General features: G+C 60.4%; 22 protein-coding genes and 2 pseudogenes. 13 read left to right on the forward strand and 11 right to left on the reverse strand.

Translation table 11 applies throughout. The features are described 5' to 3' along the window. Positions 1-184: 184 nt before the first annotated feature. From JFT80_RS02850 to JFT80_RS02860, 4 genes and pseudogenes are all read left to right on the forward strand, one after another. Complete coding sequence (locus JFT80_RS02850) at positions 185-3460, forward strand: DUF2126 domain-containing protein (protein WP_201146854.1); 3276 nt, start codon at positions 185-187, stop codon at positions 3458-3460. 88 nt (positions 3461-3548) lie between these two features. Further along, positions 3549-4864: pseudogene (locus JFT80_RS23735) on the forward strand (circularly permuted type 2 ATP-grasp protein); the annotation flags it as partial. Positions 4865-4951: 87 nt separating this feature from the next. Then, on the forward strand, positions 4952-6034 hold the full coding sequence (locus JFT80_RS23740; RefSeq protein WP_242482757.1) for an alpha-E domain-containing protein: 1083 nt from the start codon (positions 4952-4954) through the stop codon (positions 6032-6034). Then, positions 6034-6924 (forward strand): transglutaminase family protein, encoded by an 891-nt coding sequence (locus tag JFT80_RS02860; RefSeq protein WP_201146855.1) that lies wholly within the window; start codon positions 6034-6036, stop codon positions 6922-6924. Before JFT80_RS23740 ends, JFT80_RS02860 begins: the two co-directional genes overlap by 1 nt. Before the next feature lie 183 nt (positions 6925-7107). Here the strand turns inward: JFT80_RS02860 and JFT80_RS02865 are convergent, their stop codons facing one another. Beyond that, on the reverse strand, positions 7108-7296 hold the full coding sequence (locus JFT80_RS02865; protein WP_158836123.1) for a hypothetical protein: 189 nt from the start codon (positions 7294-7296) through the stop codon (positions 7108-7110). Between the two features lie 68 nt (positions 7297-7364). Further along, positions 7365-7952, reverse strand: coding sequence for a TIGR00730 family Rossman fold protein (locus tag JFT80_RS02870; protein ID WP_201146856.1), 588 nt, complete (start codon positions 7950-7952; stop codon positions 7365-7367). A 341-nt stretch (positions 7953-8293) separates the two neighbouring features. On the opposite strand from JFT80_RS02870, the gene azu reads away from it, so the two are divergent. Continuing rightward, entirely contained in the window at positions 8294-8737 is a 444-nt protein-coding gene (azu, locus tag JFT80_RS02875; RefSeq protein WP_201146857.1) for an azurin, read from the forward strand. Positions 8738-8923: 186 nt separating this feature from the next. Here azu and nadE read toward each other — a convergent pair whose 3' ends face one another. The 3 genes from nadE to JFT80_RS02890 form a co-directional block, all read right to left on the reverse strand. Next, positions 8924-9751, reverse strand: a complete 828-nt coding sequence (nadE, locus tag JFT80_RS02880) for an ammonia-dependent NAD(+) synthetase (RefSeq protein ID WP_201146858.1) — start codon at positions 9749-9751, stop codon at positions 8924-8926. A gap of 4 nt (positions 9752-9755) precedes the next feature. Next, positions 9756-10979, reverse strand: a complete 1224-nt coding sequence (gene pncB, locus JFT80_RS02885; RefSeq protein WP_201146859.1) for a nicotinate phosphoribosyltransferase — start codon at positions 10977-10979, stop codon at positions 9756-9758. A 228-nt stretch (positions 10980-11207) separates the two neighbouring features. Then, entirely contained in the window at positions 11208-12119 is a 912-nt protein-coding gene (locus tag JFT80_RS02890; RefSeq protein WP_201146860.1) for a LysR family transcriptional regulator, read from the reverse strand. Between the two features lie 165 nt (positions 12120-12284). Here JFT80_RS02890 and JFT80_RS02895 point away from each other — a divergent pair, with 165 nt between their 5' ends. The 8 genes from JFT80_RS02895 to JFT80_RS02930 all read left to right on the forward strand — a co-directional run bounded on the left by JFT80_RS02895 (position 12285) and on the right by JFT80_RS02930 (position 22362). Beyond that, positions 12285-13775, forward strand: coding sequence for an aldehyde dehydrogenase family protein (locus JFT80_RS02895; RefSeq protein WP_201146861.1), 1491 nt, complete (start codon positions 12285-12287; stop codon positions 13773-13775). Between the two features lie 153 nt (positions 13776-13928). Next, on the forward strand, positions 13929-15212 hold the full coding sequence (locus tag JFT80_RS02900) for an FAD-binding oxidoreductase (RefSeq protein ID WP_201146862.1): 1284 nt from the start codon (positions 13929-13931) through the stop codon (positions 15210-15212). Positions 15213-15580: 368 nt separating this feature from the next. Then, positions 15581-16714 carry a branched-chain amino acid ABC transporter substrate-binding protein gene (locus JFT80_RS02905; RefSeq protein ID WP_201146863.1) on the forward strand — a complete coding sequence of 378 codons (1134 nt, stop codon included), beginning with the start codon at positions 15581-15583 and terminating at the stop codon, positions 16712-16714. Positions 16715-16954: 240 nt separating this feature from the next. Continuing rightward, on the forward strand, positions 16955-17869 hold the full coding sequence (locus JFT80_RS02910) for a branched-chain amino acid ABC transporter permease LivH (RefSeq protein ID WP_201146864.1): 915 nt from the start codon (positions 16955-16957) through the stop codon (positions 17867-17869). 3 nt (positions 17870-17872) lie between these two features. Next, positions 17873-19174 carry a high-affinity branched-chain amino acid ABC transporter permease LivM gene (livM, locus tag JFT80_RS02915; RefSeq protein ID WP_201146865.1) on the forward strand — a complete coding sequence of 434 codons (1302 nt, stop codon included), beginning with the start codon at positions 17873-17875 and terminating at the stop codon, positions 19172-19174. Further along, positions 19171-20043 (forward strand): ABC transporter ATP-binding protein, encoded by an 873-nt coding sequence (locus tag JFT80_RS02920; protein ID WP_201146866.1) that lies wholly within the window; start codon positions 19171-19173, stop codon positions 20041-20043. Before livM ends, JFT80_RS02920 begins: the two co-directional genes overlap by 4 nt. Next, entirely contained in the window at positions 20040-20756 is a 717-nt protein-coding gene (locus JFT80_RS02925) for an ABC transporter ATP-binding protein (RefSeq protein ID WP_201146867.1), read from the forward strand. Before JFT80_RS02920 ends, JFT80_RS02925 begins: the two co-directional genes overlap by 4 nt. An 835-nt stretch (positions 20757-21591) precedes the next feature. Beyond that, positions 21592-22362 carry an SDR family oxidoreductase gene (locus tag JFT80_RS02930; protein ID WP_201146868.1) on the forward strand — a complete coding sequence of 257 codons (771 nt, stop codon included), beginning with the start codon at positions 21592-21594 and terminating at the stop codon, positions 22360-22362. 112 nt (positions 22363-22474) lie between these two features. Here the strand turns inward: JFT80_RS02930 and JFT80_RS02935 are convergent, their stop codons facing one another. From JFT80_RS02935 to JFT80_RS02960, 6 genes and pseudogenes are all read right to left on the reverse strand, one after another. Continuing rightward, a complete protein-coding gene (locus tag JFT80_RS02935; RefSeq protein WP_201146869.1) occupies positions 22475-23602 on the reverse strand; it encodes an AGE family epimerase/isomerase in 1128 nt (375 codons plus the stop codon). Between the two features lie 238 nt (positions 23603-23840). After that, a complete protein-coding gene (locus JFT80_RS02940; RefSeq protein ID WP_201146870.1) occupies positions 23841-24413 on the reverse strand; it encodes a HupE/UreJ family protein in 573 nt (190 codons plus the stop codon). 30 nt (positions 24414-24443) lie between these two features. After that, positions 24444-25058, reverse strand: a complete 615-nt coding sequence (ureG, locus tag JFT80_RS02945; protein WP_071174254.1) for an urease accessory protein UreG — start codon at positions 25056-25058, stop codon at positions 24444-24446. A 9-nt stretch (positions 25059-25067) separates the two neighbouring features. Next, the gene (locus tag JFT80_RS02950) at positions 25068-25742 is read right to left on the reverse strand and encodes an urease accessory protein UreF (protein WP_201146871.1); all 675 of its coding nucleotides are present in this window, start codon (positions 25740-25742) and stop codon (positions 25068-25070) included. Beyond that, a complete protein-coding gene (ureE, locus tag JFT80_RS02955; RefSeq protein ID WP_201146872.1) occupies positions 25739-26239 on the reverse strand; it encodes an urease accessory protein UreE in 501 nt (166 codons plus the stop codon). The genes JFT80_RS02950 and ureE overlap by 4 nt, the downstream gene beginning before the upstream one ends. A 178-nt stretch (positions 26240-26417) precedes the next feature. After that, a pseudogene (locus tag JFT80_RS02960) lies at positions 26418-26592 on the reverse strand (TetR family transcriptional regulator); the annotation flags it as partial.

Here is a 26592-nt window from a genome sequence, read left to right on the forward strand (position 1 = left end):
TTGGCGTTTTGCATTTGAAGATCAAAAGATCGCCACATTTGCGTGCAATCGATCCCAACCAAATTCCCGCATCGCCCGATTTTGGTGCTGTACTGCCCTGAGCATTCCACTAAAGCGCCCAAGCCTCTGCATGGCATAAGTCTTGCGCGCTTTCGAATACGCTTAGGCTCGCAGGAGGCACGCCGTGTCGATTCATGTCGCATTGCATCACGTCACGCATTACCGCTACGACCGCGCTGTCGAACTCGGCCCGCAGATCGTTCGCCTGCGCCCGGCCGCCCACAGCCGCACGCGGATTCTCTCGTACGCGCTGAAAGTCTCGCCCGAGCAGCACTTCATCAACTGGCAGCAGGACCCCCAGGGCAATTACCTGGCGCGGTTGGTGTTTCCGGAAAAAACCGAAGAGCTGCGTATCGAAGTCGATCTGCTGGCGGAGATGGCCGTCTTCAATCCCTTCGACTTTTTCCTCGAGCCCTATGCCGAGAAAATCCCGTTCACCTACGCAGTCGACGAGCGCAAGGAACTGGCGCCGTATCTGGAAACCCTGCCGCTCACACCGAAGTTCAAGGCCTACCTCGACGGCATCGACCGCACACCCTTGCCCAGCGTCGACTTCCTGGTCGGCCTCAACCAGCGCCTGAGCGAAGACATTGGCTACCTGATTCGCATGGAGCCGGGTGTGCAGACGCCCGAGCACACGCTCGAACACGCGAGCGGTTCCTGCCGTGACTCCGCCTGGCTGTTGGTGCAACTGTTGCGCAACCTTGGCCTGGCGGCGCGTTTCGTGTCCGGGTACCTGATCCAGCTGACCGCCGATGTGAAAAGTCTCGATGGCCCTTCCGGTACCGAGGTGGATTTCACCGACCTGCATGCCTGGTGCGAAGTCTATCTGCCGGGTGCCGGCTGGATCGGCCTGGACGCCACCTCCGGGCTGTTTGCCGGCGAAGGCCACATTCCGTTGGCCTGCAGTCCCGATCCGGGCTCTGCGGCCCCGATCAGCGGCCTGGTGGAACCGTGCGAATGCGAATTTACCCATGAGATGTCCGTCGAGCGCGTCTGGGAAGCGCCTCGCGTCACCCGGCCCTACACTGAAGACCAATGGCTGGCGATTCAGGCGCTGGGTCGCCAGATCGATGCGGACCTGCTGGAAAGCGACGTACGCCTGACCATGGGCGGCGAGCCAACCTTTGTCTCCATCGACGACCCTGACGGCGCGGAGTGGAACACGGCCGCGCTCGGGCCAGACAAGCGGCGCCTGTCGGCCGAACTGTTCGAGCGCATGCGCAAGCACTACGCCCCCAATGGCCTGGTGCATTTCGGCCAGGGCAAATGGTACCCCGGTGAGCAACTGCCGCGCTGGTCGTTGAACTGCTACTGGCGTCGCGACGGTGTGCCGATCTGGAGCAACAGCGCGTTGATTGCCGACGAGCAGGAGGACTACGGCGCTGACGGCGCACTGGCCGGGCGTTTCCTGGCAAGCGTGGCTGAACGTCTGAAAATTCCGACGCGCTTTGTGTTTCCTGCCTACGAAGACAATTTCTATTACCTCTGGCGCGAAGGCACATTGCCCCAGAACGTCAGCGCCGAAGATTCGCGCCTGGAAGAGCCCCTGGAGCGGGCGCGCCTGCGCAAGGTCTTCAGCCAGGGCCTGGATAAAGTCATCGGCCAGGTACTGCCCCTGGCACGTACTGCCAAGGGGGACCAATGGCAAAGCGGTCGCTGGTACCTGCGCGACGAGCATTGCCGGCTGGTACCCGGTGACTCGCCCTTGGGGTATCGCCTGCCGCTGGGCTCGCAACCCTGGGTCAAGGCTGCAGAGTATCCCTTTATCCATCCCCGGGATCCGAACCAGGAGTTCCCGCCGCTGCCCGACTCGGCACAGTTGCAAAGCCAGGACCAACCGGCAGTAGTCGAGGAGCGCGCGCCAAAGATTGACGAATCCGCCGACTGGCTGACCCGCACCGCTTTCTGTGCCGAAGCGCGCGAGGGTCGCTTGTACCTGTTCATGCCGCCTCTGGAGCGGGCCGAGGACTATCTGGAACTGGTCGCCGCCATCGAGGCCACCGCAGAGGAGTTGCATTGCCCTGTGTTGCTGGAAGGCTACGAGCCGCCGAGCGATCCGCGCCTGAGCAACTTTCGCATCACCCCTGATCCGGGTGTGATCGAAGTCAACGTCCAGCCCTCTGCCACCTGGGACGAACTGGTCGAACGAACCGAGTTTCTTTACGAACAGGCACGCCAGACTCGCCTGACCACGGAAAAATTCATGATCGATGGCCGCCACACCGGAACCGGCGGCGGCAACCATTTTGTCCTGGGTGGTGCGACGCCGGCCGACTCGCCATTCCTGCGGCGCCCCGACCTGCTGCGCAGCCTGATCAGCTACTGGCATAACCATCCTTCTCTGTCCTACCTGTTCTCGGGGCTGTTCATCGGCCCCACGTCGCAAGCGCCGCGAGTCGATGAGGCGCGCAACGATGCGTTGTATGAACTGGAGATCGCCTTTGCGCAGATGCCCGAACCTGGCGAGGACTGTGCGCCGTGGCTGGTGGACCGGTTGCTGCGCAACCTGCTGATCGACGTGACAGGCAACACGCACCGTGCCGAGTTCTGCGTCGACAAGCTGTATTCCCCGGATGGCGCAACCGGTCGCCTGGGCTTGCTGGAGCTGCGCGCCTTTGAAATGCCACCCCATGCGCGCATGAGCCTGACCCAACAGCTGTTGCTGCGGGCGCTGGTCGCACGATTCTGGCGTGAACCCTATGCACCGCCGAAACTGGCGCGCTGGGGTACCGAACTGCACGACCGTTTCCTGTTGCCGCACTTTATCGAACAGGATTTTGCCGATGTTATCGTCGACCTGAATTCGGCCGGTTATCCCGTGCGTGCCGAGTGGTTCGCCGCACACCTGGAATTTCGCTTTCCCAAAGTGGGCGATTACGCGGTCAGCGGTATCGAACTGGAGGTGCGTCAGGCGCTTGAACCCTGGCATGTGCTGGGCGAGGAGGGCGCGCCTGGCGGCACCGTGCGCTATGTTGACTCATCCCTGGAACGCCTGCAGGTCAAGCTCAGCGGCTTGCCGCCGCAGCGCTACCTGCTGACCTGCAATGGCGTTGCCGTGCCGCTGCAACCGACCGGACGAGTCGGCGAGTTTGTCGCCGGCGTGCGTTTTCGCGCCTGGCAACCGGCCAACTGCCTGCAGCCGACCATCCCGGTTCACGCGCCATTGGTGTTCGACTTGCTCGACACCTGGATGCAACGCTCCCTGGGCGGTTGCCAGTATCACGTGGCTCATCCGGGAGGGCGTAGCTACGACAGCTTGCCGGTGAACGCGAACGAAGCCGAGAGCCGGCGCATGGCGCGGTTCTTCCGTATCGGCCACAGCCCCGGGAAACTGCCGGTGCCCCTTCTGGAGATCAACGACGAGCTGCCAATGACGCTCGATTTACGACGTTTTTGAACCGTACGCGACGCCCGGCTTTTTCGTCTATCCGGGTGTCATGAGCGTGCGTTAGTCTGACCGTTCCTTGCTGTCTGCCGAGCTTTCCATGCCTGACCTGCTTGACCGCTACCCGCCGACGGCGGGCAATTACCATGAACTGCTCGACGACAGCGGAGCCGTGCGCGCGCATTGGCGTCGGTTGTTCGACCAATTGCAGCGCAGCACCCCTGCGCAACTGGTGCAGCGTCAGGCCCTGTTGACCCGGCAGATCCACGAAAACGGTGTGACCTACAACGTCTACGCCGACCCCAAAGGCGCGGATCGGCCGTGGGAGCTGGACTTGCTGCCGCATGTGATCGCCGTCGATGAGTGGCAGCAATTGTCGGCCGGCATTGCCCAGCGCGCGCGCCTGCTCAATGCCGTGCTGGCAGACCTGTATGGCCCGCAACGCTTGATTGCCGAGGGGCTGTTGCCGGCCGAGCTGGTGTTCGGCCACAACAATTTCCTCTGGCCCTGCCAGGGCATCAAGCCGCCCGACGGGGCTTTTTGCACCTGTATGCCGTCGATCTGGCGCGTACGCCTGATGGTCGCTGGTGGGTAACGGCGGACCGCACCCAGGCACCTTCTGGCGCGGGTTATGCGCTGGAGAACCGCACCATCGTGTCGCGGGCGTTCCCGGAGTTGTACCGTGACCTGAAGGTGCAGCACCTGGCCGGTTTCTTCCGCACGCTGCAGGAGACCCTGGCGCGCCAGGCGCCGAGCGATGCCGAGGCGCCGCTGATCGTGTTGCTGACGCCCGGCCGTTTTAATGAAAGCTATTTCGAGCATCTCTACCTGGCGCGGCAACTCGGCTATCCGCTGGTGGAAGGTGGTGACCTCACGGTGCGCGATGCCACGGTCTACCTGAAGACCCTCAGCGGCTTGCGGCGGGTTCACGCGATCATGCGCCGCCTCGACGACGACTTCTGCGATCCGCTGGAGCTGCGCACCGATTCGGCGCTCGGCGTTCCGGGCCTGCTTGAAGCGGTTCGTCAGGGCCGCGTGCTGGTGGCCAACGCATTGGGCAGCGGTGTCCTGGAATCGCCGGGCCTGCTCGGGTTTCTGCCGAAAATAAATCAATACCTGTTTGGCGAAGAGTTGATCCTGCCGTCCATCGCGACCTGGTGGTGCGGTGAGGCGCCGGTGCTGGCTCAGGCGTTGGAAAAACTCCCCGAATTGCTGATCAAACCGGCCTTCCCCTCGCAAAGCTTCGCGCCGGTGTTTGGTCGTGATTTGAGTGAAAAACAGCGTCAGCAAATGGCTGAGCGCATGCAGGCGCGGCCTTATGCCTATGTCGCGCAAGAATTGGCTCAGCTCTCCCAAGCGCCGATCTGGCAGCCTGAGGACGGTCAACTGCAACCCCGTGCAATTGGTATGCGTATGTACGCGGTGGCCAGTCGTGACGGCTATCGCGTGCTGCCCGGTGGGTTGACCCGGGTCGCCGCTGAGGCCGATGCCGAGGTGGTGTCGATGCAACGCGGCGGGGCAAGCAAGGACACCTGGGTGCTTGGTGATCGGCCGCCAAGTGGCGAACAATGGAAAACCCAGCGCAATGTCGGCGTGCACGATCTGGTTCGTCGCGACCCCTACCTGCCGTCGCGGGTGGTGGAAAACCTGTTCTGGTTTGGTCGATATTGCGAGCGCTGCGATGACAGTGCGCGGCTGCTGCGCATCATGCTGACGCGTTACGTCGACGGTGATGACCCGCAAGCGTTGCAGGCAGCGGTCGAGCTCGGTGAGCGATTGACGCTGTTGCCGGATGAAGGCGAGCTGCCGGAGCGGTTGTTGGCGGCACTGCTCGGTGAAGACTGGTCGTTCAGCCTGCGCTCCAACCTGCAACGCTTGCAATGGGCCGCTTCGCAGGTGCGTGGCAAGCTCTCGCGAGAGAACTGGCAGGCGTTGGTGGAATTGCAGCGCGAAGCGATGGAACTGGAAACCGCCGAGCCTGACTTCGGCGAGTTGCTGGATTTCCTCAACCGTCTGGTGATGTCGCTGGCGGCGCTGTCGGGTTTTGCCCTGGACGACATGACCCGCGATGAGGGATGGCGCTTCCTGATGATCGGCCGCCGTATCGAGCGCCTGCAGTTTCTCAGCGGCAGCCTCGCGGCGTTTCTGCGTGGCGCCGGGGCGTTCGATCAGGCGGGGCTGGAATGGCTGTTGGAGTTGGGCAACAGCAGCATCACTTATCGGTCACGCTATTTGGCGGTGGCGCAGCTGATTCCAGTGCTCGACCTGTTGCTGCTCGACGAGCAGAACCCGCACGCGGTGTTGTTCCAGTTGAAACTGGTCACCCGCACGGTGAAACGTTTGAACGATGATTTCGCTGCGCCACGGGAGGCGGGTTTGTCATCACTGGTCGAGCGTCTGGCGCGATTCGATCTGGGCTGTCTGGAAAACCCGTTGTTCGGCGAGTCCAGCGTGCGTGCGGCGCTCGATGGTCTGGCGGACTTGCTGCAAGAGATTGCCGAGGCCAGTGGGCAAGTGTCGGATCGCCTGGCCCTGCGCCATTTTGCTCATGTCGATGATGTCAGCCAGCGTACGGTGTCCGTCTGATGAGTGCTCAGTACCAGATTTTCCACGACACCTGTTATCACTACGACAGCCCGGTGTCGCTCGCGCAGCAACTGGCGCACCTGTGGCCCCGGCCTTGCGCCTGGCAGCATTGCACCGATCAGCGCTTGCAGATCAGTCCGGATCCCACCTCTCGCAGGGACGAACTGGACGTATTCGGCAATCCGCTGACCCGACTCGCGTTCGAGCGACCGCATGATGAGTTGCAGGTCAATGCGCGGCTCAGCGTCGAAGTGCTGGCGCGACCGGCGCTCGACTTCAATCAATCCCCCGCGTGGGAGCAGACCCGCGACGCGCTGACCTACAGCAGCCAGCCGTTGTCTGCCGATTTGCTTGAGGCTTGCCGCTATCGTTTTCAGTCAACGTATGTGCATTTGAAGCGCAGTTTTGTCGAGTTCTCGCACAGTTGTTTTGCGCCGGGGCAGCCGTTGCTGATGGGCGTGCAGGCGTTGATGCAGAAGATCTTCAGCGAATTCACCTTTGATGCCGAGGCCACCCAGGTGGCGACGCCGCTGGTAGAAGTGCTGGAGCGGCGGCGTGGGGTCTGTCAGGACTTCGCGCATCTGATGCTGGCGTGTGTGCGCTCCCGCGGCCTGGCCGCGCGTTATGTCAGCGGCTATCTGCTGACCCAGCCGCCACCGGGGCAGCCGCGATTGATCGGCGCCGATGCATCGCATGCGTGGGTGTCGGTGTTTTGCCCGGTACTGGGTTGGGTCGATTTTGATCCGACCAACAACGTGCAGCCGGCACTGGAGCACATCACCCTGGCCTGGGGCCGGGACTTCTCCGATGTGTCGCCGCTACGCGGGGTGATCCTCGGCGGCGGCAACCACGATCCGGAAGTACGCGTCACCGTGATGCCCCTGGATTAACGCGCATCCTCCGGTAGGAGCTGCCGAAGGCTGCGATCTTTTGATCTTGAGCGTTTCCAGAGCGTTTGCAGAGCTAGATCAAAAGATCGCAGCCTTCGGCAGCTCCTTCAGGGTCAGCAGCAGCGCTGCCAACCCTGGACACAAATCCGCAGGGTCTGATTCGATCATCAAACCCGGTGGGGCTCAGGCGTCGGGCGCCTGATCTTTCGGTGCTTCAGTTGCATCAACATCGTCTTCCGTTGCCACTTCACCCTCAGGGTTCAGTGCTGCTTCTTCAGCGGTTTGTTTCTTGCGCTGAAGTTTTTCCTCTTTCTTCTGTTCCTTTGCCAAGTCGCGTTGACGTTTGGCGAAGGAGTAATTGGGTTTGGCCATGGGCGATCCTCTAGGGTCGAAGGTGAGGTTGAGCGGCGCGTATTCTGCCCTGTATCGACGTCAGAGGGTTAACCGGGTTTTTGGTCGACCCACTTTGGCGTGACGGTCGGCTTCCAGTTATCCAAGGCATCGAGCAGCGTTTGCGGCGATTCGCTCACTTGCAGCATGTCACGGTGTGGCGCGCGAACGAAGCCTTCGCCGACGATATGGTCGAGAAATGCAGTGAGTTTGCTGTAGTAACCGTTCACTTCCAGCAAGCCCAACGGCTTGCCGTGATAGCCGAGCTGGCCCCAGGTCCAGACTTCAAACAGCTCTTCGAGCGTGCCGAGGCCGCCGGGCAGCGCGATAAACGCATCGCTGAGTTCGGCCATCCGCGCCTTGCGCGCATGCATGCCATCGACCACTTCCAGGCGAGTCAGGCTTTTGTGGCCGATTTCCTTGTCCATGAGACTTTGCGGAATGATACCTATGACTTCCCCGCCGGCTGCCAGGGCGGCATCCGCGACTATCCCCATCAAACCCACGGCACCACCGCCGTATACCAGGGTCAGCTTGCGTTCGGCGATGGCACGCCCAAGGGCGATAGCCGCTTCACGATAAGCAGGGTGGGTGCCAGTGCTGGCACCGCAGAAAACACAAACGGATGCTAATGACATGCTTTGCTCCACGGTCACGATGACCACAGGGTAAAGGCACGGCGTTAGCGATCCAAGGGTTAAAGGTCGCGGGCAGCGGTTTCGTAACTGCCGCTGGCGCCACAGGCATACGCGGCAAGCAGGCTGCACAACAGGCTATTGAGGGTCATGACGGAGTCCAGGTAAATGGCGATGGACCGATGATAGGGCCGGGCCAGGCATCTGGCTGGTAGATTGTTTCGATCGGTGTCATAGCCCGAAAGTTGTATACAATTTTTGACTCAAGTCATAGGAACTTGCGAAGATTTCAGGCAGTCTTTCAACCATTAGTGTTTTTGTTAACCCTGCCTTGGAGATTCACCATGTTTTCCAAAGTTGTTGCGGTATCCCTGCTGGCGCTGGCCAGCAGCCAATTGATGGCTGCCGAGTGCAAAACCACCGTTGACTCCACCGATCAGATGTCCTTCAACACCAAGGAAATCGTGATCGACAAGAGCTGCAAGACCTTCACCGTCGAACTGACCCACTCCGGCAGCCTGCCGAAGAACGTCATGGGCCATAACCTGGTGATCAGCAAAGAAGCTGACATGCAGCCAATCGCCACCGATGGCCTGGCCGCCGGCATTGACAAGAATTACCTGAAAGAAGGCGATGCTCGCATCATCGCCCACACTAAAATCATCGGCGCCAAGGAAACCGACTCGTTGACCTTCGACGTGGCGAAGATTGCAGATGGCGGCTACGGCTTTTTCTGCTCGTTCCCTGGCCACATCTCGATGATGAAAGGCACGATTACACTGAAGTAAGCGAATCAGCTTCAAAAAAGCGTCCATTGCGGACGCTTTTTTGTGCCTGGCTTTTGACCGCGTCAGCGTTCATCGCGGGCAGGCCTTACTCCCACAGGGTTTGTGTCGGCCTCAACTGATGGCATGGCGCAGTACCTGTGGGAGCAAGGCTTGCCCGCGATGGCTCTGGTCATGGCGCCGCCGCATTCAAGGCGCAAACGGCATCACACGCTTGTGATGGGTCTTGTTGTACGTCGCGACGATGATGTCGAACGCTTCCTGACGTACCGGCTCGCCGTGCAGGAACGCATCGATCTCGGCATACGTCACACCATGCGACGCTTCGTCCGGTTTGCCCGGGGACAAATCCTCAAGGTCGGCCGTCGGTACTTTCTCGACCAGCGACTCGGGCGCGCCAAAGCTGCGGGCAATCGCCCGAACCTGGTTTTTCACCAGACCGCTGAGCGGCGCCAGGTCGCAGGCACCATCACCAAATTTGGTGAAGAAGCCCATCACCGCTTCCGCCGCGTGATCGGTGCCGATCACCAGCCCATGCGCCGCGCCGGCGATGGTGTACTGGGCGACCATGCGCATCCGCGCCTTGGTGTTGCCGAGGACGAAATCCACCGACACCGCGTGTTTGCCTTCAAACGCCGCGACTTCGCTGGCCAGCGACTTCACCGCTGGGCCGATGTTGACGGTGTGGCGTTCGTCCGGGGCGATGAAGTCCACTGAGGCTTGGGCGTCGTGTTCGTCGAACTGGGTTTCGTACGGCAGGCGCACAGCGATGAACTTGTAGCTGTTGTCGCCGCTTTGCTCGCGCAGTTCACGCATGGCGCGCTGGGCCAGCAGGCCCGCCGTCAGCGAGTCGACGCCGCCGCTGATGCCCAGCACCAGCGTTTTGAGCCCGGAGTTGACCAGGCAATCCTGAATGAAGGTAATGCGCCGTGCGACTTCGGCCTGCAAGGCCTGGTAGTCGGCGAACGGCGGTTGCACCTTGAGCTGCTGCGCAATCTCACGCTGTACGGCTTGCATGAATTCACTCCTTGCTAGATAGACGGGAATCGGCAGGAACCTGGAAAACATGTCGCAAGTAGGCGACGAAATTCGGGTCTTTGCAGTGGGACTTGCCTGGCTCGTCGGAGATCTTCGCCACCGGTTGGCCGTTGCATGCGGTCATTTTAAGCACGATGCTCATCGGTTCAACACCCGGAATGTCACAGGTGAGGTTGGTGCCGATGCCGAAGCTGACGTTGATCCGGCCGTGCAGTGCACGGAATATCTCCAGCGACTTGGGCAAGGTCAGACTGTCGGAGAACACCAGGGTCTTGCTCATCGGGTCGATACCGAGCTTGTGATAGTGCGCGATGCATTTTTCGCCCCAGACCACAGGATCCCCGGAATCGTGGCGCAGACCGTCGAAAAGCTTGGCAAAGAACAGATCGAAATCACCGAGAAAAGCATCGGTGGTGATGCAGTCAGTCAGTGCGATGCCGAGCAGGCCCCGATACTCGCGGACCCAGCAATCCAACGCGGCAATCTGGCTGTCGATCAGGCGCGGTCCGAGTTGCTGGTGCGCCATGATCCATTCGTGGGCCATGGTGCCCAAGGGCTTCATGTCCAGCTCGCGCGACAGGTGGACGTTGCTGGTGCCGACGAAACGGCCGGGGAAATCGTGCTTGAGCACGTTGACCACTTCTTCCTGCACCCGGTAGGAAAACCGCCGGCGAGTGCCGAAGTCGGCGACTTGCAGTTGCGATAACTCGTCAGCCGAGGCATTGGCGGTCAGCCAGTCGAACTTGCGATAGAGCTGCTCACGCGCCTGTTCCAGGACGACTTCCCGGTACCGATAGCGGTTGCGCACTTCGCTGACGATGGACAGCAGCGGTACTTCGAACAAAATCACATGCAGCCACGGCCCGCGCAGACGGATGAACAGCTCGCCGTTCTCGATCCCGGTGTGCACGTAGCGCAGGTTGAAGCGGAACAGCCCAAGGAAGCGCAGGAAGTCCGGTTTCAGAAAGCTGATGCGTTCAAGAAAACTCAGTTGATCGGCGCTCAGGCTCAGCTCGGCCAGACGCTCTATCTGATAGCGGATCTCGGCCAGATACGGACGCAAATCCTCGCTGTTACGGCAACGGAACTCCCATTCGACTTCGACGTTGGGGTAGTTGTGCAGCACCGCCTGCATCATCGTCAGTTTGTAGAAGTCGGTGTCGAGCAGGTTCTGCACGATGCGATCGGCAAACACACTCTCGCTCATAAAGGGGTTCTCCAGGCTGGCCGCGGCCTGTGGCGGCGACATTGCAGCTGATTCAATGAATGGGGCTAGTGGCGCATATCAACGGCAGTTATTGCCAGCGATTTTTTAGACGCTGGAGATCCCGTGGGAGCGAGCTTACTCGCGAAAGCGTTGTCTCAGACGATCAATCTGTTGGATGTGTCGACGCCTTCGCGAGCAAGCTCGCTCTCCAATAGGCGCTGTGATGCCTCAGTTTTGCGGCATATCCGGGCTATCAATCTGCTCCAGCATCCACTTCACGAAATCGCGCACCTTCGGCACGTCCGCCGAATGTTCCGGGTATGCCAGGTAGTAAGAATCAGTGCTGGGCATCGCATGCTGCCAGGGTATGACCAGTTTGCCGTCGGCCAATTCCTCTTCCACCAGAAACCTGGGCAACAACGCCACGCCACAGCCTACCTGGGCGGCGCGGATGCACATGTAGAAGGTTTCGAAGCGCGGCCCGTGGTAGCTGTGTTCGGTGTGATAGCCCTGACTGTCGAACCAGTCGTGCCAGGCTTGTGGCCGGGAGGCGTTTTGCAGCAGGACCAGGTCGGCGAGCTGGGTTGGGTCGGTGAAAGGCGTGGCCGGCAGGCTGCCGGGCGCGCACACCGGCACCAGCTCTTCGCCGAACAACTTCAAACATTCAGTCCCCGGCCGTGAACCCTGGCCGAAATAGAACGCCAGATCGCTGCGACCTTGCAGCAGATCATCGGCTTCCTGCTCGTTGCACAAATCCAGATGAATCGACGGATGACGCAAACGCCAGCCTTTCAGGCGCGGCACCAGCCAGCGGGCACCGAAAGTCGACGGTGTAGAGACACGCAGGACTTCAGTCTCACCGCCGTAGGAACGCAGGTAATGGGTCGACATTTCCACCTGCGTGAGGATTTTTCGTACTTCCACCAAGTACAAATCTCCAGCAGGCGTCATCTGCAAACGGCGGCGCACGCGGCGGAACAACAAATGCTGTAGCAACTCTTCAAGCTGTGCGACTTGTTTGCTGACTGCACTCTGGGTCAGGTTCAGCTCCTCGGCGGCCCGGGTGAAACTCAGGTGCCGGGTCACGGCCTCGAAGCACTGCAACGCAGTAATCGATGGCAAGTGGCGTTTGTTCAGCATGGGTGATCCCTTTTTCTTGTCTTTCTATGCTCAGCATGAATAAACGGAATGATATCTCGCGTAAAGGTCGTTTGTTGCCTCGCCATTGTGACGCTACAACTAAAGGCCTGCCCGGTCGCGAAAAAGCGCCCGCACACATTCAGTTTTTCGCTTGAGGAGTGACCCATGGTTGCCGCATTGCTTGATCGTCTTGGTGTGAACCCGGCCCTTTATCAAAACGGCAAAGTGCCGGTGCATTCGCCCATCGATGGCAGTCGCATTGCCGCCGTGAACTGGGAAGGCCCGGCCGAAGTCGAGCAGCACATCAGTCGCGCAGATCATGCGTTCGAGGCCTGGCGCAAGGTGCCGGCCCCGCGTCGCGGTGAGTTGGTGCGTCAGTTCGGCGAAGTATTGCGCGAATACAAAAATGATCTTGGCGAACTGGTTTCCTGGGAGGCGGGCAAGATCACTCAGGAAGGTTTGGGCGAAGTGCAGGAGATGATCGACATCTGCGATTTCGCCGTCGGCCTGTCGCGTCAGCTGTACGGTTTGACCATCGCCTCCGAGCGTCCGGGCCACCACATGCGTGAGAGCTGGCATCCGCTGGGCGTGGTCGGTGTGATCAGCGCGTTCAACTTCCCGGTTGCGGTGTGGGCGTGGAACACCACGCTGGCGCTGGTCTGCGGCAACCCGGTGGTGTGGAAACCGTCGGAGAAAACCCCGCTGACCGCGCTGGCCTGTCAGGCGCTGTTTGATCGCGTGGTGAAAAACTTCAGTGACGCTCCGGCCAATCTCTGCCAGGTGATCATCGGCGGTCGCGATGCAGGCGAGGCGCTGGTCGATGACCCGCGCGTGGCGTTGGTCAGCGCCACCGGCAGCACCCGCATGGGCCGCGAAGTGGCCCCGAAAATCGCTGCGCGTTTTGCCCGCAGCATCCTTGAGCTGGGCGGCAACAATGCGATGATCCTTGGCCCAAGTGCCGACCTGGACATGGCCGTACGCGCGATCCTGTTCAGTGCTGTCGGCACCGCCGGCCAGCGCTGCACCACGCTGCGTCGTTTGATTGCCCACGAGTCGGTGAAAGAAGAAATCGTCACCCGCCTCAAAGCCGCGTATTCGAAAGTGCGCATTGGCAACCCGCTGGAAGGCAATCTGGTCGGCCCGCTGATCGACAAGCACAGCTTCGAAAATATGCAGGATGCGCTGGAGCAGGCGCTAAGCGAGGGCGGCCGGGTGTTTGGTGGCAAGCGCCAACTCGAAGATCAATTCCCCAATGCCTACTACGTGTCGCCGGCCATCGTCGAAATGCCGGAGCAGAGCGATGTGGTGTGCAGTGAAACCTTCGCGCCGATTTTGTATGTGGTCGGCTACAGCGATTTCCACGAAGCGCTGCGTTTGAACAATGCAGTGCCTCAAGGCCTGTCGTCGTGCATCTTCACTACCGACGTGCGTGAAGCCGAGCAATTCATGTCGGCGGTCGGCAGCGACTGTGGCATTGCCAACGTCAACATCGGCCCGAGCGGTGCGGAAATCGGCGGCGCGTTTGGTGGCGAGAAGGAGACCGGCGGCGGCCGTGAATCGGGTTCGGATGCATGGCGCGGTTACATGCGCCGCCAGACCAATACCGTGAACTATTCGCTGGAGTTGCCGTTGGCTCAGGGGATCACGTTTGACTGATCGGTGATCGCCCTGTAGGAGCGAGCTTGCTCGCGAAAAACGTCAACGTAACGCGTTCATGCAGCAAGCACGCGTAATCGTTGACGTCCATCGCGAGCAAGCTCGCTCCTACATTGAATTGTGTGTTTGGCAGGTTTCTGTTGGAGTCTGGCAATGCCGTTACGCGAAGAATGTCTGTGGGAAAAACTCACGCCACAAAGGCCGGATAACACCGCGCTCAAGGGCGAGGTAAAAGTCGATGTCTGCGTGATCGGCGCCGGGTTTACCGGATTGTCGGCGGCGCTGCATCTGTTGGAAAAAGGCAAAAGCGTCTGTGTACTCGAAGCTCATCGCGCGGGTCATGGCGGGTCTGGGCGTAACGTCGGCCTGGTCAACGCCGGGATGTGGATCCCTCCTGACGAAATCGAAGCCGGGTTCGGCCAGGCGGTGGGCAGTCAGCTCAATCGCATGCTCGGTGCCGCGCCGTCCCTGGTGTTCAGCCTGGTCGACAAGTACAACATCGATTGCCAATTGCGCCGCGAAGGCACGCTGCACATGGCGCATAACGCCCGTGGCGAAGCGGATCTGCGCAGTCGTGAAGAACAATGGAAGCGTCGCGGCGCGCCGGTGGAATTGTTGACAGGCCAGGCCTGCGAGCAAGCCACCGGTACCCGCAAAATTGCCGCTGCACTGCTGGATCGGCGTGCCGGTACGATTAACCCGATGGCCTACACCAGTGGCCTGGCCAAGGCAGCCATTGGCCTGGGCGGGCAGTTGTTCGACCACTCAGCGGTGACTCGGCTGGAACGTCAGGGCCAGAAATGGTCGGTGCAGACTGCGCAGGGTTCGGTGTTGGCCGAACAGGTGGTCATCGCTTCCAACGCCTACACCGAGGGCGACTGGACCGAACTGCGACGTAATTTCTTCCCCGGTTATTACTACCAGGTGGCGTCAGTGCCGCTGACTGAAGATGCTGCGCAACAGATCCTGCCCGGTGGCCAGGGGTCCTGGGATACCCGGCAGGTGCTCAGCAGCATTCGCCGCGATAAAGAAGGGCGCCTGTTGCTCGGCAGTCTCGGCAATGGCAATCAGAAACCGGCCTGGTTTCTCAAGGCCTGGGCCGATCGCGTGCAGCAGCATTACTTCCCCAATCTGAAGCCGGTCGAGTGGGAATGCACCTGGACCGGACGTATTGCGTTTACCCCCGATCACCTGATGCGTCTGTTCGAACCCGCGCCCGGGCTGGTGGCCGTCACCGGCTATAACGGCCGTGGCGTGACCACTGGCACCGTGGTCGGCAAAGCCTTCGCGGATTATCTGTGTGACGGTAATCGGCAAGCGCTGCCGATTCCCTTCGCACCGATGCAGCCCTTGGCTGGCGTGGGCTTGCGCAGCTGTCTGTACGAGGCCGGGTTCTCGCTGTATCACGCGGGCCAGTGCCTGCGCATCGTCATCTGAGTGTTGAAATTTGTTGCCGGAAGCGGCGCTTTCCGATGCAGCGACTAGCCTGTAATGGTGCGGGTTGTAGCAGTCCCGCACCAGCGGTGTGCACTTCGGTGACGCGGGCTGTTACAGGCTGGTTGCACGTCGTTTGGTGCCGCGGTTGCAATGATGGCGCAGGCGGGTTGCGCCTGAAAAAATAAACGGTTTCACCTTCCGCGGTTTAGACGGTTGCACGCCCAATGAAAATGGGAACGAAACAGTCGAAATAACAAGAAAGCAGCGACTTTTTGAAGAATAAAAAACCGATGGCACGGCCCTTGCTCTGAGCATTCAGTGAAGTGAAGTCGCAGTGCCAACTAAAAAAAACCTTGGAGCACCACCTCATGTCCCAGACGTTTTACAAGAAAGGCTTTCTGGCCCTCGCAGTGGCTACTGCGTTGGGTGTTTCTGCGTTTGCTCAGGCTGATATCAAAATCGGCGTAGCGGGTCCAATGACGGGCGCCAACGCGGCATTTGGCGAGCAGTACATGAAGGGTGCACAGGCAGCAGCGGACGCCATCAACGCGGCGGGCGGCGTCAACGGTGAGAAAATCCAGCTGGTCAAGGGTGATGACGCTTGCGAGCCGAAACAGGCCGTGACGGTCGCCAAGGACCTGAGCAACCAGAAAGTCGCCGGTGTGGTCGGTCACTTCTGCTCCTCTTCGACCATTCCTGCTTCCGAGATCTACGACGAAGCCGGCATCATTGCGATCACTCCGGGTTCCACCAACCCGCAGGTGACCGAGCGCGGCTTGAGCGCCATGTTCCGTATGTGCGGGCGTGACGACCAGCAAGGCATCGTCGCCGGCGACTACATCGTCGATGTGCTCAAGGGCAAGAAAGTGGCGGTCATCCACGACAAGGACACCTACGGTCAAGGCCTGGCCGATGCGACCAAGGCCCAGTTGATCAAGCGCGGCGTGACGCCGGTCATCTATGAAGGCCTGACCCGTGGCGAGAAAGATTTCAGCGCCCTGGTGACCAAGATCCGCGCGGCCGGTGCCGACGTTGTCTACTTCGGCGGCCTGCACCCGGAAGCCGGTCCACTGGTCAAACAACTGCGTACCGAAGGCCTGAAAGACGTGAAATTCATGTCCGACGACGGCATCGTCACCGACGAACTGGTGACCACCGCTGGCGGCCCGCAATACGTTGACGGCGTACTGATGACCTTCGGTGCCGACCCGCGTCTGCTGCCAGAGAGCAAGACCGTTGTGGACGCGTTCCGCAAGGCCGGCACCGAGCCAGAAGGCTACACCCTGTACGCCTACGCTTCGGTTCAGACCCTGGCCGCCGCTTTCAACGGCGCCAAGTCGAACAAGGGCGAAAAAGCGGCTGAGTGGCTGAAGAAGAACCCGGTCAAGACTGTCATGGGTGAAAAGACCTGGGACAGCAAGGGCGACCTGAAAGTCTCCGACTACGTGGTTTACCAGTGGGACAAGGATGGCAAATACCACCAGCTGGAAAAACAGAAGTAAGGGCTGACTCGATCGGCTGAATCCACATCTCCCTTGTGGGAGCGGGCTTGCCCGCGATGACGGACTGACAGGAGACAATTTGTCGAATGTCCTACCGCTATCGCTGGCAAGCCAGCTCCCACAGGGGACGGTGTGGAACGGGTTGATCCTGACTGACATTGCTCCGACGTATATCTGTATTTTCCTTAGAAGAGCCGCACGCCCACAGGTGTGCAGGTTCTCACTGCGTGAGATTGCGTTATGGATGGTATTTTCCTGCAGCAACTGGTCAACGGCCTGACCCTCGGGTCGGTCTACGGCCTGATCGCCATCGGCTACACAATGGTCTACGGCATCATCGGCATGATCAACTTCGCCCACGGCGAGGTTTACATGATTTCCGCTTACCTGGCGGCAATCAGTCTGGCTCTGCTGGCGTACTTCGGTATCGAATCCTTCCCGCTGCTGATGCTCGGCACACTGATCTTCACCATCGTCGTCACCGCGGTGTATGGCTGGGTCATTGAGCGAGTCGCCTATAAACCCCTGCGCAACTCCACCCGGCTGGCACCACTGATCAGTGCCATCGGTATCTCCCTGATTCTGCAAAACTATGCCCAGATCAGTCAGGGCGCCCGCCAACAGGGTGTTCCGACGCTACTCACCGGCGCCTGGCGCATCGATATCGGCACCGGCTTCGTCCAGCTGACCTACACCAAGATCTTCATCCTCGTGGCCGCGTTCGTCGGCATGGGCCTGCTGACCTACGTGATCAAGTACACCAAGCTCGGCCGTATGTGCCGCGCCACTCAGCAAGACCGCAAGATGGCCTCGATCCTGGGGATCAACACCGACCGAGTGATTTCCTATGTGTTCATCATTGGTGCAGCCATGGCGGCGTTGGCCGGCGTGCTGATCACCATGAACTACGGCACGTTCGACTTCTACGCAGGTTTCGTCATCGGCATCAAAGCGTTCACTGCAGCGGTGCTCGGCGGCATCGGCTCGCTGCCCGGAGCGATGCTCGGCGGGATCATTCTCGGGATCTCCGAGTCGCTGTTCTCCGGCCTGGTCAACTCCGACTACAAAGACGTGTTCAGCTTCTCGCTGCTCGTACTTGTTCTGGTCTTCCGGCCGCAGGGCCTGTTGGGCCGTCCTCTTGTGTCGAAGGTGTAAGCGATGTCTTCAACCACCCCAAAAAGCATTGATATCAAAAAAAGCCTGGTTGAGGCGATTCTGGCCGGCCTGATTGCCCTGATCGTATTCGGGCCGATTGTCGGCGTCGTTCTTGAGGGCTACAGCTTCAACCTTGAACCGACCCGTGTAGCGTGGCTGATTGGCATCGTCATGATTGGCCGCTTTGCCCTCAGCCTGTTCCTGCAAACGCCCAAGGGCCTGAAGATTCTCGACGGATTCGAGAGCACCGGTTCTGGCGTGCATGTGTTGCCTGCCGATCACAAATCACGCCTGCGCTGGATCATCCCGCTGATGATTGTCATCGCCGTAGTCTTCCCGTTTGTCTCCAACTCCTACCTGCTGGGCGTGGTCATCCTCGGGTTGATCTACGTGCTGCTGGGGCTGGGGCTGAACATCGTGGTCGGGCTGGCCGGTCTGCTCGACCTCGGTTACGTGGCGTTCTACGCCATCGGTGCCTACGGTCTGGCGCTCGGCTACCAATATCTGGGGCTGGGCTTCTGGACCGTGCTGCCACTGGCGGCGATCACGGCGGGTCTGGCCGGTTGCATCCTCGGTTTCCCGGTGCTGCGCCTGCACGGCGACTATCTGGCGATCGTGACGTTGGGCTTCGGTGAAATCATTCGTCTGATCCTCAACAACTGGCTGTCGCTGACCGGCGGCCCGAACGGCATGGCTGCACCTCTGCCGACGTTCTTCGGCCTGGAGTTCGGCAAACGGGCGAAGGATGGCGGGGTACCGTTTCACGAGTTCTTCGGCATCGCCTACAACCCGGACGTGAAGTACTACTTCATTTATGCAGTGTTGTTCCTCGTGGTCCTGGCCGTGCTGTACATCAAGCATCGTCTGGTGAAAATGCCGGTCGGCCGCGCCTGGGAAGCCTTGCGTGAAGATGAAATTGCCTGCCGTTCAATGGGCCTCAACCATGTACTGGTCAAGCTCTCGGCATTCACTATCGGTGCATCGACCGCCGGCCTTGCCGGGGTGTTCTTCGCCACCTATCAAGGCTTCGTCAACCCGACCTCGTTCACCTTCTTCGAATCGGCGCTGATTCTGGCCATCGTCGTGCTCGGCGGCATGGGTTCGACCATCGGCGTGGTGATCGCCGCATTCGTGCTGACCGTCGCCCCGGAACTGTTGCGCGGCTTTGCTGAATATCGCGTGCTGCTGTTCGGCATCCTGATGGTGTTGATGATGATCTGGCGACCACGTGGGCTGATCCGCATCAGCCGTACCGGGGTCACTCCACGCAAAGGTGCCATTCACTATGAGAGGACTGCGCCATGAGTGAAGTCGTACTCTCTGTGGAAAAACTGATGATGCACTTCGGTGGCATCAAGGCCTTGAGCGATGTCAGCCTGAAGGTCAAACGCAACTCGATCTTCGCCCTGATCGGCCCTAACGGCGCGGGCAAGACCACGGTGTTCAACTGCCTGACCGGCTTCTACAAGGCCTCCGGCGGCAAGATCGAACTCAACGTGCGCGGCCAGAAGACTAACGTCATCAAACTGCTCGGTGAGTCGTTCAAACCAACCGATTTCGTTTCGCCGAAATCCTTCCTCAGCCGCCTGTATTACAAGATGTTCGGTGGCACTCACTTGGTGAACCGCGCAGGCCTGGCGCGGACTTTCCAGAACATTCGCCTGTTCAAGGAAATGTCGGTGCTGGAAAACCTGCTGGTGGCGCAGCACATGTGGGTCAACCGCAACATGCTCGCCGGCATCCTCAACACCAAGGGTTACCGCAAGGCCGAAAGCGATGCGCTGGATTGCGCGTTCTACTGGCTGGAAGTGGTCGATCTGGTGGACTGCGCCAACCGTCTCGCCGGTGAGCTCTCGTATGGCCAGCAACGCCGTCTGGAAATCGCCCGGGCCATGTGCACGCGGCCGCAGATCATCTGCCTCGACGAACCGGCCGCCGGCCTCAACCCTCAGGAAACCGAAGCGCTGAGCGCGATGATCCGGCTGCTGCGCGACGAGCACGATCTGACCGTGGTGCTGATCGAGCACGACATGGGCATGGTAATGAGCATTTCCGACCACATCGTGGTGCTGGACCACGGCATTGTCATCGCTGAAGGCGGACCGGAAGCGATTCGCAACGATCCGAAAGTGATTGCGGCCTACCTGGGCGCCGATGAAGAGGAGTTGGTATGACTCAACCGATCCTCGAGCTAAAGGAGCTGGACGTGTTCTACGGGCCGATTCAGGCACTCAAAGGCGTTTCGCTGCAGATCAACGAAGGCGAAACCGTCAGTCTCATCGGCTCCAACGGTGCCGGCAAGTCGACATTGCTGATGTCGATCTTCGGCCAGCCACGTGCGGCGGGCGGGCAGATCCTTTATCAAGGCGTCGACATTACCCAGAAGTCTTCGCACTACATCGCCTCCAACGGCATTGCGCAGTCGCCGGAAGGGCGGCGGGTGTTCCCCGACATGACCGTCGAGGAAAACCTGCTGATGGGCACCATTCCAATTGGTGACAAGTACGCTAAAGAAGATATGCAGCGCATGTTCGAACTGTTCCCGCGGCTGGAGGAACGACGTACGCAACGGGCGATGACCATGTCTGGCGGCGAGCAGCAAATGCTTGCCATCGCCCGCGCCTTGATGAGCCGGCCGAAGTTGCTGCTGCTCGATGAACCGAGCCTGGGTCTGGCGCCGATCGTGGTAAAGCAGATCTTCGCGACCCTGCGCGAGTTGGCCAAAACCGGCATGACCATTTTCCTCGTTGAGCAGAACGCTAACCATGCGTTGAAACTGTCGGATCGGGCGTATGTGATGGTCAACGGCGAGATTCGCCTGACCGGCACGGGTAAGGAGTTGCTGGTGAACGAGGAGGTGCGTAACGCTTATCTGGGCGGGCACTGATTCGTTGCCGAGATATCAACAGCCCCGACGAGCGATCGTCGGGGCTTTTTTTATCTGCACTGCCGCCGGACCCTGTGGGAGCGAGCCTGCTCGCGATAGGGAAATGTCAGTCGAAAAATGTCCCGCAGGACGACCGCTATCGCGAGCAGGCTCGCTCGCGCAGGTGCAGGGTGCGCGGTATTCCGAAATTGTGGAAAACAAATTCCGCTACCTGCCAAAGCGCGACATATAGACGCTGCAAATGGCTGTTTTTCCACAGTTTTGACTTGTCCCCGTTTGCTGTGGAGCTGGCTGTGAATAACGTGGGAGTAGCTGGCTGAAGCCACGGTAATCAAGGCCTGTAGCAATGTGGTTGTTTTTTGATCAGGCATTTTTGGCGGTGGGTTGGCCGGCTTTGTCAACCATTTTGTTGGACGTTTAATGGCTCTGAATCCAAGCCGGTCATCCTGTGGATAAGTCTGTGGTTAAACTCTGGAAAGACTCGGCTGAGGGCCGTAGTTACTGGCTTGGAGCCATCGTCTGTGACGCAGCTGGATCGTGCAAAATGCCATGGGCTACAACGCCCGTGGTCGAGGGTCAAGCTAAAAACTTGTGATCTGCCCGCAAAGCCTTGTACACAGCGGCTTGCGGCTTTTTGACTTGCCCCCGTTAACTGTGGACCTGCCTGTGGATAACGTGCGCGTACATGGCTGCAAGCCAGGCGGGCCATGGCTTGGCGCTGGGTGGTCGTTTTTTGTACAGTTGCTCGATGTTGCCGGTGCCTGCTAGGCCGGGCATGCTGCTGGCTGATTTTCTATTTCAGGGCTGCTCCGGTGGCCGAAGCAAGGAGAACACGATGTCCAACACCCTGTTTATCACCGGCGCAACGTCCGGTTTTGGTGAAGCCTGCGCCCGCCGTTTTGCCGAGGCTGGCTGGAAACTGGTGCTGACCGGCCGTCGTGAAGAACGCCTTGATGCGCTGTGCGCCGAACTGTCGAAGCAGACTGAAGTGCTCGGTCTGGTCCTCGATGTCCGTGACCGCAAGGCGATGGAAGAGGCGATTGCCAAGCTGCCGCCATCGTTCGCCAAACTGCGTGGCCTGATCAACAACGCCGGTCTGGCGCTGGGCGTGGACCCGGCGCCGAAATGCGATCTGGACGATTGGGACACCATGGTCGACACCAACGTCAAAGGCCTGATGTACGCCACGCGCTTGCTGCTGCCGCGCCTGATCGCCCATGGTCGTGGCGCCGGTATCGTCAACCTCGGCTCCATTGCCGGTAACTATCCGTATCCGGGCAGCCACGTGTATGGCGCGACCAAAGCGTTCGTTAAACAGTTTTCGCTGAACCTGCGCTGCGACTTGCAGGGCACGGGTGTGCGGGTCAGCAACATTGAGCCGGGGCTGTGCGAGAGCGAGTTTTCGCTGGTGCGTTTCGCTGGCGATCAGGAGCGTTACAACGCGACGTACGCGGGTGCCGAGCCGATCCAGCCGCAGGACATCGCCGAAACGATTTTCTGGGTCATGAATGCGCCTGCGCACATCAACATTAACAGCCTTGAGTTGATGCCGGTGAGCCAGACCTGGGCTGGGTTCGCCATTCATCGTGACGGCGGCAAGGCTTGATGCTGGAGTGATGGCCATCGCGAGCAAGCTTTGCTCCGACAGGAGAAAGCCTGCTCGCAGTGAAGGCTGTCAATTGCAGGAGCAAAACTTGCTCGCGATGACGGCTGCCGGATTAGCCCAGATACTCCGCCAGCCCGCGATAACAGGTCGCCAGGTGATAGGGCGTGGTTGAAGGCATATCCTTGCGGCTCACCTGGCCCTGTTCATCACGGCACTCATGCCAGCCTCCGGCATGCAGGAAGTTCTGCTGCAAGGCCAGGAGTTGACGCAGCACTGCGGCTTCGGCGTCTGGCCGCAAGGTCAGCGCGCGCAGGTATTCCGCCTGGGCCCAGATGCGCTGGGTGGCGTCCCTGGCCTGGCCGTTCAGCTCGAGCATGGCCTTGACGGCGCCTGAGTGTGGATCCACCCCCGATTGTTCGGTGAAGGCGAACGCCCGCTCCAGTGAGGCGTGCAGCTGCGAGCCGCGCAGCAGCGGTGACGATTCGAGCAGGAAGTACCATTCAAACTGGTGCCCCGGTTCATACCAGTTATCCACAGCGCCCAGCGGCTTTTCCATCAGTACGCATTGCTGCGGATCGATGAAGCGTTGCTGCATGGCTGTGCATAACGTCACCAGCATGCTTTGCACAGCGTCGTCCTGGCGTGCCGCCAGCGTCGCCAGTAAGGCTTCTGCCAGGTGCATCAGGGGGTTCTGCAAGGGCCCGGTTTGCAGCGATGACCAGTCGCGCTCCAGACACGCCTCGTACAGGCCGTCGCCTGTTGCGAAGCGCTGCGCAATCACCTCCAGCGCGGTATCGAGCACGTGCCCGACTGAAGGCTCGCGCACCTTGTCCCAGTAGTGTGCACAGGCGAACAGGATGAACGCGTGGGTGTAGAGGTCCTTGCGCGGGTCCAGTGGCGCGCCCAGCGCGTCGATGCTGTAGAACCAGCCACCGTGTTCGGCGTCGTGGAAGTGTCGTTGCAGAGAACTGAACAGCTGCGCGCTGCGTTCTTCGGCGGCGGGCACCTGGCCGATCAGGCTGGAAAACACATACAGCTGCCGCGCGCACGCCATGGCTCGATAACGCTGGGGCGGCAGTGGCGAGTGTTCGGCATCCAGTGCCTCGTAGGGCAGGTCCAGTTCAGCGTTCCAGCCGGGGCCTTGCCACAGTGGCACGATCACGTTCTGGAAATGCTGCTGCACCGAGGCGAACAGGGCGGTCAATTCTGGCTGGGAGGCGGAGCGGGAAACAGGCTGCATTGGCTGGCGTCGTCACGGCAGGGGCGATTGCGCGACATGTTAGCAGGCCTGAGAGACACGGTGTCTGTCAGGCCGCCATCGCGGGCAAGCCCGGCTCGCACAGGACCAAGGCCGGAATCCGGTCAGGGGTATTCACAACCCCCTAGGGGATCCGGGCCGGTACCCCATTGTCTGTCTCCACCGAACCCTGTGGGAGCCGAGCTTGCTCGCGATGAGGCCTGCCCAGGCCATACAGAACTCAGCCCGCCAGCAACCAGGCCCCGGTCACCGCCGAGGCCGCACCTGCCAGCCTGACCAGTGGCGCCGCTGCCTGCGGCAGCACTCGAACCACCGCATAACCTGCGGCATGCAATGCCGCCGTCGCCAGGACAAATCCGGCCGCGTAGGCCCATGGGCTGGACATGTCAGGCAGTTCCAGGCCATGGGCCACGCCATGAAACAGTGCAAACAAAGCCGTTGCCCCGACCGCCATGGCCAAAGGTGGGCGTACCGCCAAAGCCACTGCCAGACCCAAGGCCAGCACCGACGCCGCGATCCCGCTTTCCAGCGCAGGCATACTCAGACCTTCAAAGCCGCAATATCCGCCAAGCAACATAGTGCCGACGAAGGTGCAAGGCAGTGCCCAGCGTGCGGCGCCTTGCTGCTGCGCCGCCCACAACCCCACGGCAACCATCGCCAGCAAGTGATCAAGGCCACCGATCGGGTGGCTGATACCCGCGATCCATCCATTGTCGCCATGGCCCGGGTGGGCAAAGGCGACAGCCGGTGCCAGCAGCAGCGCGATCGCGCCGAGAATGCGTTTAAGTGTCATGAATAAGCTTCCTTGTTGATAAGTCGTGAATCAGGCAGCAGTCAGCAGGCCCTGACGTTCGATGAAGGCGATGATCTCTTCCAGACCCTGACCGGTTTTCTGATTGCTGAAGACGAACGGTTTGCCGTTGCGCATGCGTTTGGTGTCGCTGTCCATCATCTCCAGCGAGGCACCCACCAGCGGCGCCAGGTCGATCTTGTTGATCACCAGCAGGTCGGACTTGCAGATACCGGGCCCACCCTTGCGTGGCAGCTTGTCGCCGGCCGAAACGTCGATCACGTAAATGGTCAGGTCGGACAGTTCCGGGCTGAACGTCGCCGACAGGTTGTCGCCACCGGACTCCACCAGAATCAGATCCAGCCCGGGAAAGCGTCGGTTAAGTTGATCGACCGCTTCAAGGTTGATCGAGGCGTCCTCACGGATCGCGGTGTGCGGGCAGCCGCCGGTTTCAACGCCGATGATGCGTTCTGGCGCGAGGGCTTCGTTGCGCACCAGAAAATCGGCGTCTTCGCGGGTGTAGATGTCATTGGTCACGACGGCGAGGTTGTAGCGCTCGCGCAGCGCCAGACACAGGGCCAGGGTCAACGCGGTTTTGCCGGAGCCGACCGGGCCGCCGATGCCGACGCGCAGGGGTTGTGTATTCATGTGATTCTCCTAGGAACGGAATAGACGGCTGTACTGGCGCTCGTGGGCCATACACGCCAGGGACAGGCCGAAAGCGGCACTGCCAAAGTGTTCGGGGGTGATTCGGGTCGCGTCCTGCTGGGCTTGTTGCAGCAGCGGCAGCAGTTCGCTGGTCAGGCGTTGGGCGGCTTGCTGGCCCAGCGGCAGGGTTTTCATCAAGACCGCGAGCTGGTTTTCCAGCCAGCTCCACAGCCATGCGGCAAGGGCATCCTGTGGGCTGATGCCCCAGGCGCGCGCGGCCAGTGCCCAGCAGAGCGCCAGATGCGGTTCGCTGCATTGTTGGAGAAAGGTGCGGGCGGGCGCGTCGAGTTCCGGCAAGCCGTTGAGCAGTTGCTGCAACGAATAGCCCATCTGCCGGCTCTCCAGATGCAGCTCGCGGGTTTCGCGACTGGCGCGATGTTCTTCGCAGCGTTGCAGCAACTCGCTCCAGTTGTCGGCGGCGGCCGCCTCGCAATGAGCCAGTAGCAGCGGCGCTTCAAAACGAGCCAGGTTGAGCAGCAACTGGTCGCTGATCCAGCGTCGCGCACTGTCGGGGCTGTTCACCCGGCCGTTATCCACCGCCATTTCCAGGCCTTGTGAATAGCTGTAGCCGCCAATCGGCAGTTGCGGACTGGCCAGGCGCAGCAGCGCCCAGGCCGGATTCACAGGCGCACGCCGAACTGATGGAGTTTTGGCGCGTAGTTGAAATCTTCGTCGCCGTGACGTGAATGGTGATGGCCGCCGCCGTAGGCACCGTGTTCCGGCTGGAACGGCGCTTCAATGGCTTCGACCTGTGCACCGAGTTGTTCCAGCATTGCCTTGAGCACGTAGTCGTCGAGCAGGCGCAGCCAACCATCGCCAACTTGCAGGGCCACGTGGCGATTGCCGAGGTGATACGCGGCGCGGGTCAATTCGAAAGCGTTGGCGCAGGTGACGTGCAGCAGTTGTTCAGGACGCGCGCAAACGCGGACGATTCGGCCATCTTCGGCTTGCAGGCATTCGCCGTCATGCAGCGGCGCCTGGCCACGCTCCAAAAACAACCCGACGTCTTCACCCTCGGCACTGAAACAGCGCAAACGGCTTTTACTCCGCGCTTCGAAGGTCAGGTGCAATTCAGCGGCCCAGACGGGTTGGGGGTCGATTCTGCGGTGAATCACCAGCATCGGAAAACTTCCAGCTATGGACAATGCTCAGGCTAGAGCAAGGGCCTTGCCAATCGGACGAGATGTAGGAAATCCCTGTCGGAGCGTAGGAAATATCCTAATTAGTCGACTGGTTTGCCTGATGTTGGTGCGCCGCATTTTGGTGCTGCACCATCTTGTGGCGGATGGGCGGAATCACTTACTCCGTGCTGCCAAGCCCTTGCCAGTGCTTGAGGCCGATAAAGATGAAACGTAATTGCTGGGTAATCTTTGCCTGCGGCGTCAGGTGATCAGGCAGGGCTTCGGCCGGCGGGTCGATGATGTCCGGCAAAGTGGCGAACACGCTTTTGACGATCAGGTCGGCCATGACATTC

The sequence above is a fragment of the Pseudomonas sp. TH10 genome (assembly GCF_016651255.1).
In the GTDB taxonomy this organism is placed as follows: domain Bacteria; phylum Pseudomonadota; class Gammaproteobacteria; order Pseudomonadales; family Pseudomonadaceae; genus Aquipseudomonas.

Excerpts from the sequence above, each read along its gene's own strand:
- JFT80_RS23740 (WP_242482757.1), top strand. The coding sequence starts at position 4,952 with ATGCAACGCGGCGGGGCAAGCAAGGACACCTGGGTGCTTGGTGATCGG.
- JFT80_RS02860 (WP_201146855.1), top strand. The coding sequence starts at position 6,034 with ATGAGTGCTCAGTACCAGATTTTCCACGACACCTGTTATCACTACGAC.
- JFT80_RS02865 (WP_158836123.1), bottom strand. The coding sequence starts at position 7,296 with ATGGCCAAACCCAATTACTCCTTCGCCAAACGTCAACGCGACTTGGCA.
- JFT80_RS02870 (WP_201146856.1), bottom strand. The coding sequence starts at position 7,952 with ATGTCATTAGCATCCGTTTGTGTTTTCTGCGGTGCCAGCACTGGCACC.
- azu (WP_201146857.1), top strand. The coding sequence starts at position 8,294 with ATGTTTTCCAAAGTTGTTGCGGTATCCCTGCTGGCGCTGGCCAGCAGC.
- nadE (WP_201146858.1), bottom strand. The coding sequence starts at position 9,751 with ATGCAAGCCGTACAGCGTGAGATTGCGCAGCAGCTCAAGGTGCAACCG.
- pncB (WP_201146859.1), bottom strand. The coding sequence starts at position 10,979 with ATGAGCGAGAGTGTGTTTGCCGATCGCATCGTGCAGAACCTGCTCGAC.
- JFT80_RS02890 (WP_201146860.1), bottom strand. The coding sequence starts at position 12,119 with ATGCTGAACAAACGCCACTTGCCATCGATTACTGCGTTGCAGTGCTTC.
- JFT80_RS02895 (WP_201146861.1), top strand. The coding sequence starts at position 12,285 with ATGGTTGCCGCATTGCTTGATCGTCTTGGTGTGAACCCGGCCCTTTAT.
- JFT80_RS02900 (WP_201146862.1), top strand. The coding sequence starts at position 13,929 with ATGCCGTTACGCGAAGAATGTCTGTGGGAAAAACTCACGCCACAAAGG.
- JFT80_RS02905 (WP_201146863.1), top strand. The coding sequence starts at position 15,581 with ATGTCCCAGACGTTTTACAAGAAAGGCTTTCTGGCCCTCGCAGTGGCT.
- JFT80_RS02910 (WP_201146864.1), top strand. The coding sequence starts at position 16,955 with ATGGATGGTATTTTCCTGCAGCAACTGGTCAACGGCCTGACCCTCGGG.
- livM (WP_201146865.1), top strand. The coding sequence starts at position 17,873 with ATGTCTTCAACCACCCCAAAAAGCATTGATATCAAAAAAAGCCTGGTT.
- JFT80_RS02920 (WP_201146866.1), top strand. The coding sequence starts at position 19,171 with ATGAGTGAAGTCGTACTCTCTGTGGAAAAACTGATGATGCACTTCGGT.
- JFT80_RS02925 (WP_201146867.1), top strand. The coding sequence starts at position 20,040 with ATGACTCAACCGATCCTCGAGCTAAAGGAGCTGGACGTGTTCTACGGG.
- JFT80_RS02930 (WP_201146868.1), top strand. The coding sequence starts at position 21,592 with ATGTCCAACACCCTGTTTATCACCGGCGCAACGTCCGGTTTTGGTGAA.
- JFT80_RS02935 (WP_201146869.1), bottom strand. The coding sequence starts at position 23,602 with ATGCAGCCTGTTTCCCGCTCCGCCTCCCAGCCAGAATTGACCGCCCTG.
- JFT80_RS02940 (WP_201146870.1), bottom strand. The coding sequence starts at position 24,413 with ATGACACTTAAACGCATTCTCGGCGCGATCGCGCTGCTGCTGGCACCG.
- ureG (WP_071174254.1), bottom strand. The coding sequence starts at position 25,058 with ATGAATACACAACCCCTGCGCGTCGGCATCGGCGGCCCGGTCGGCTCC.
- ureE (WP_201146872.1), bottom strand. The coding sequence starts at position 26,239 with ATGCTGGTGATTCACCGCAGAATCGACCCCCAACCCGTCTGGGCCGCT.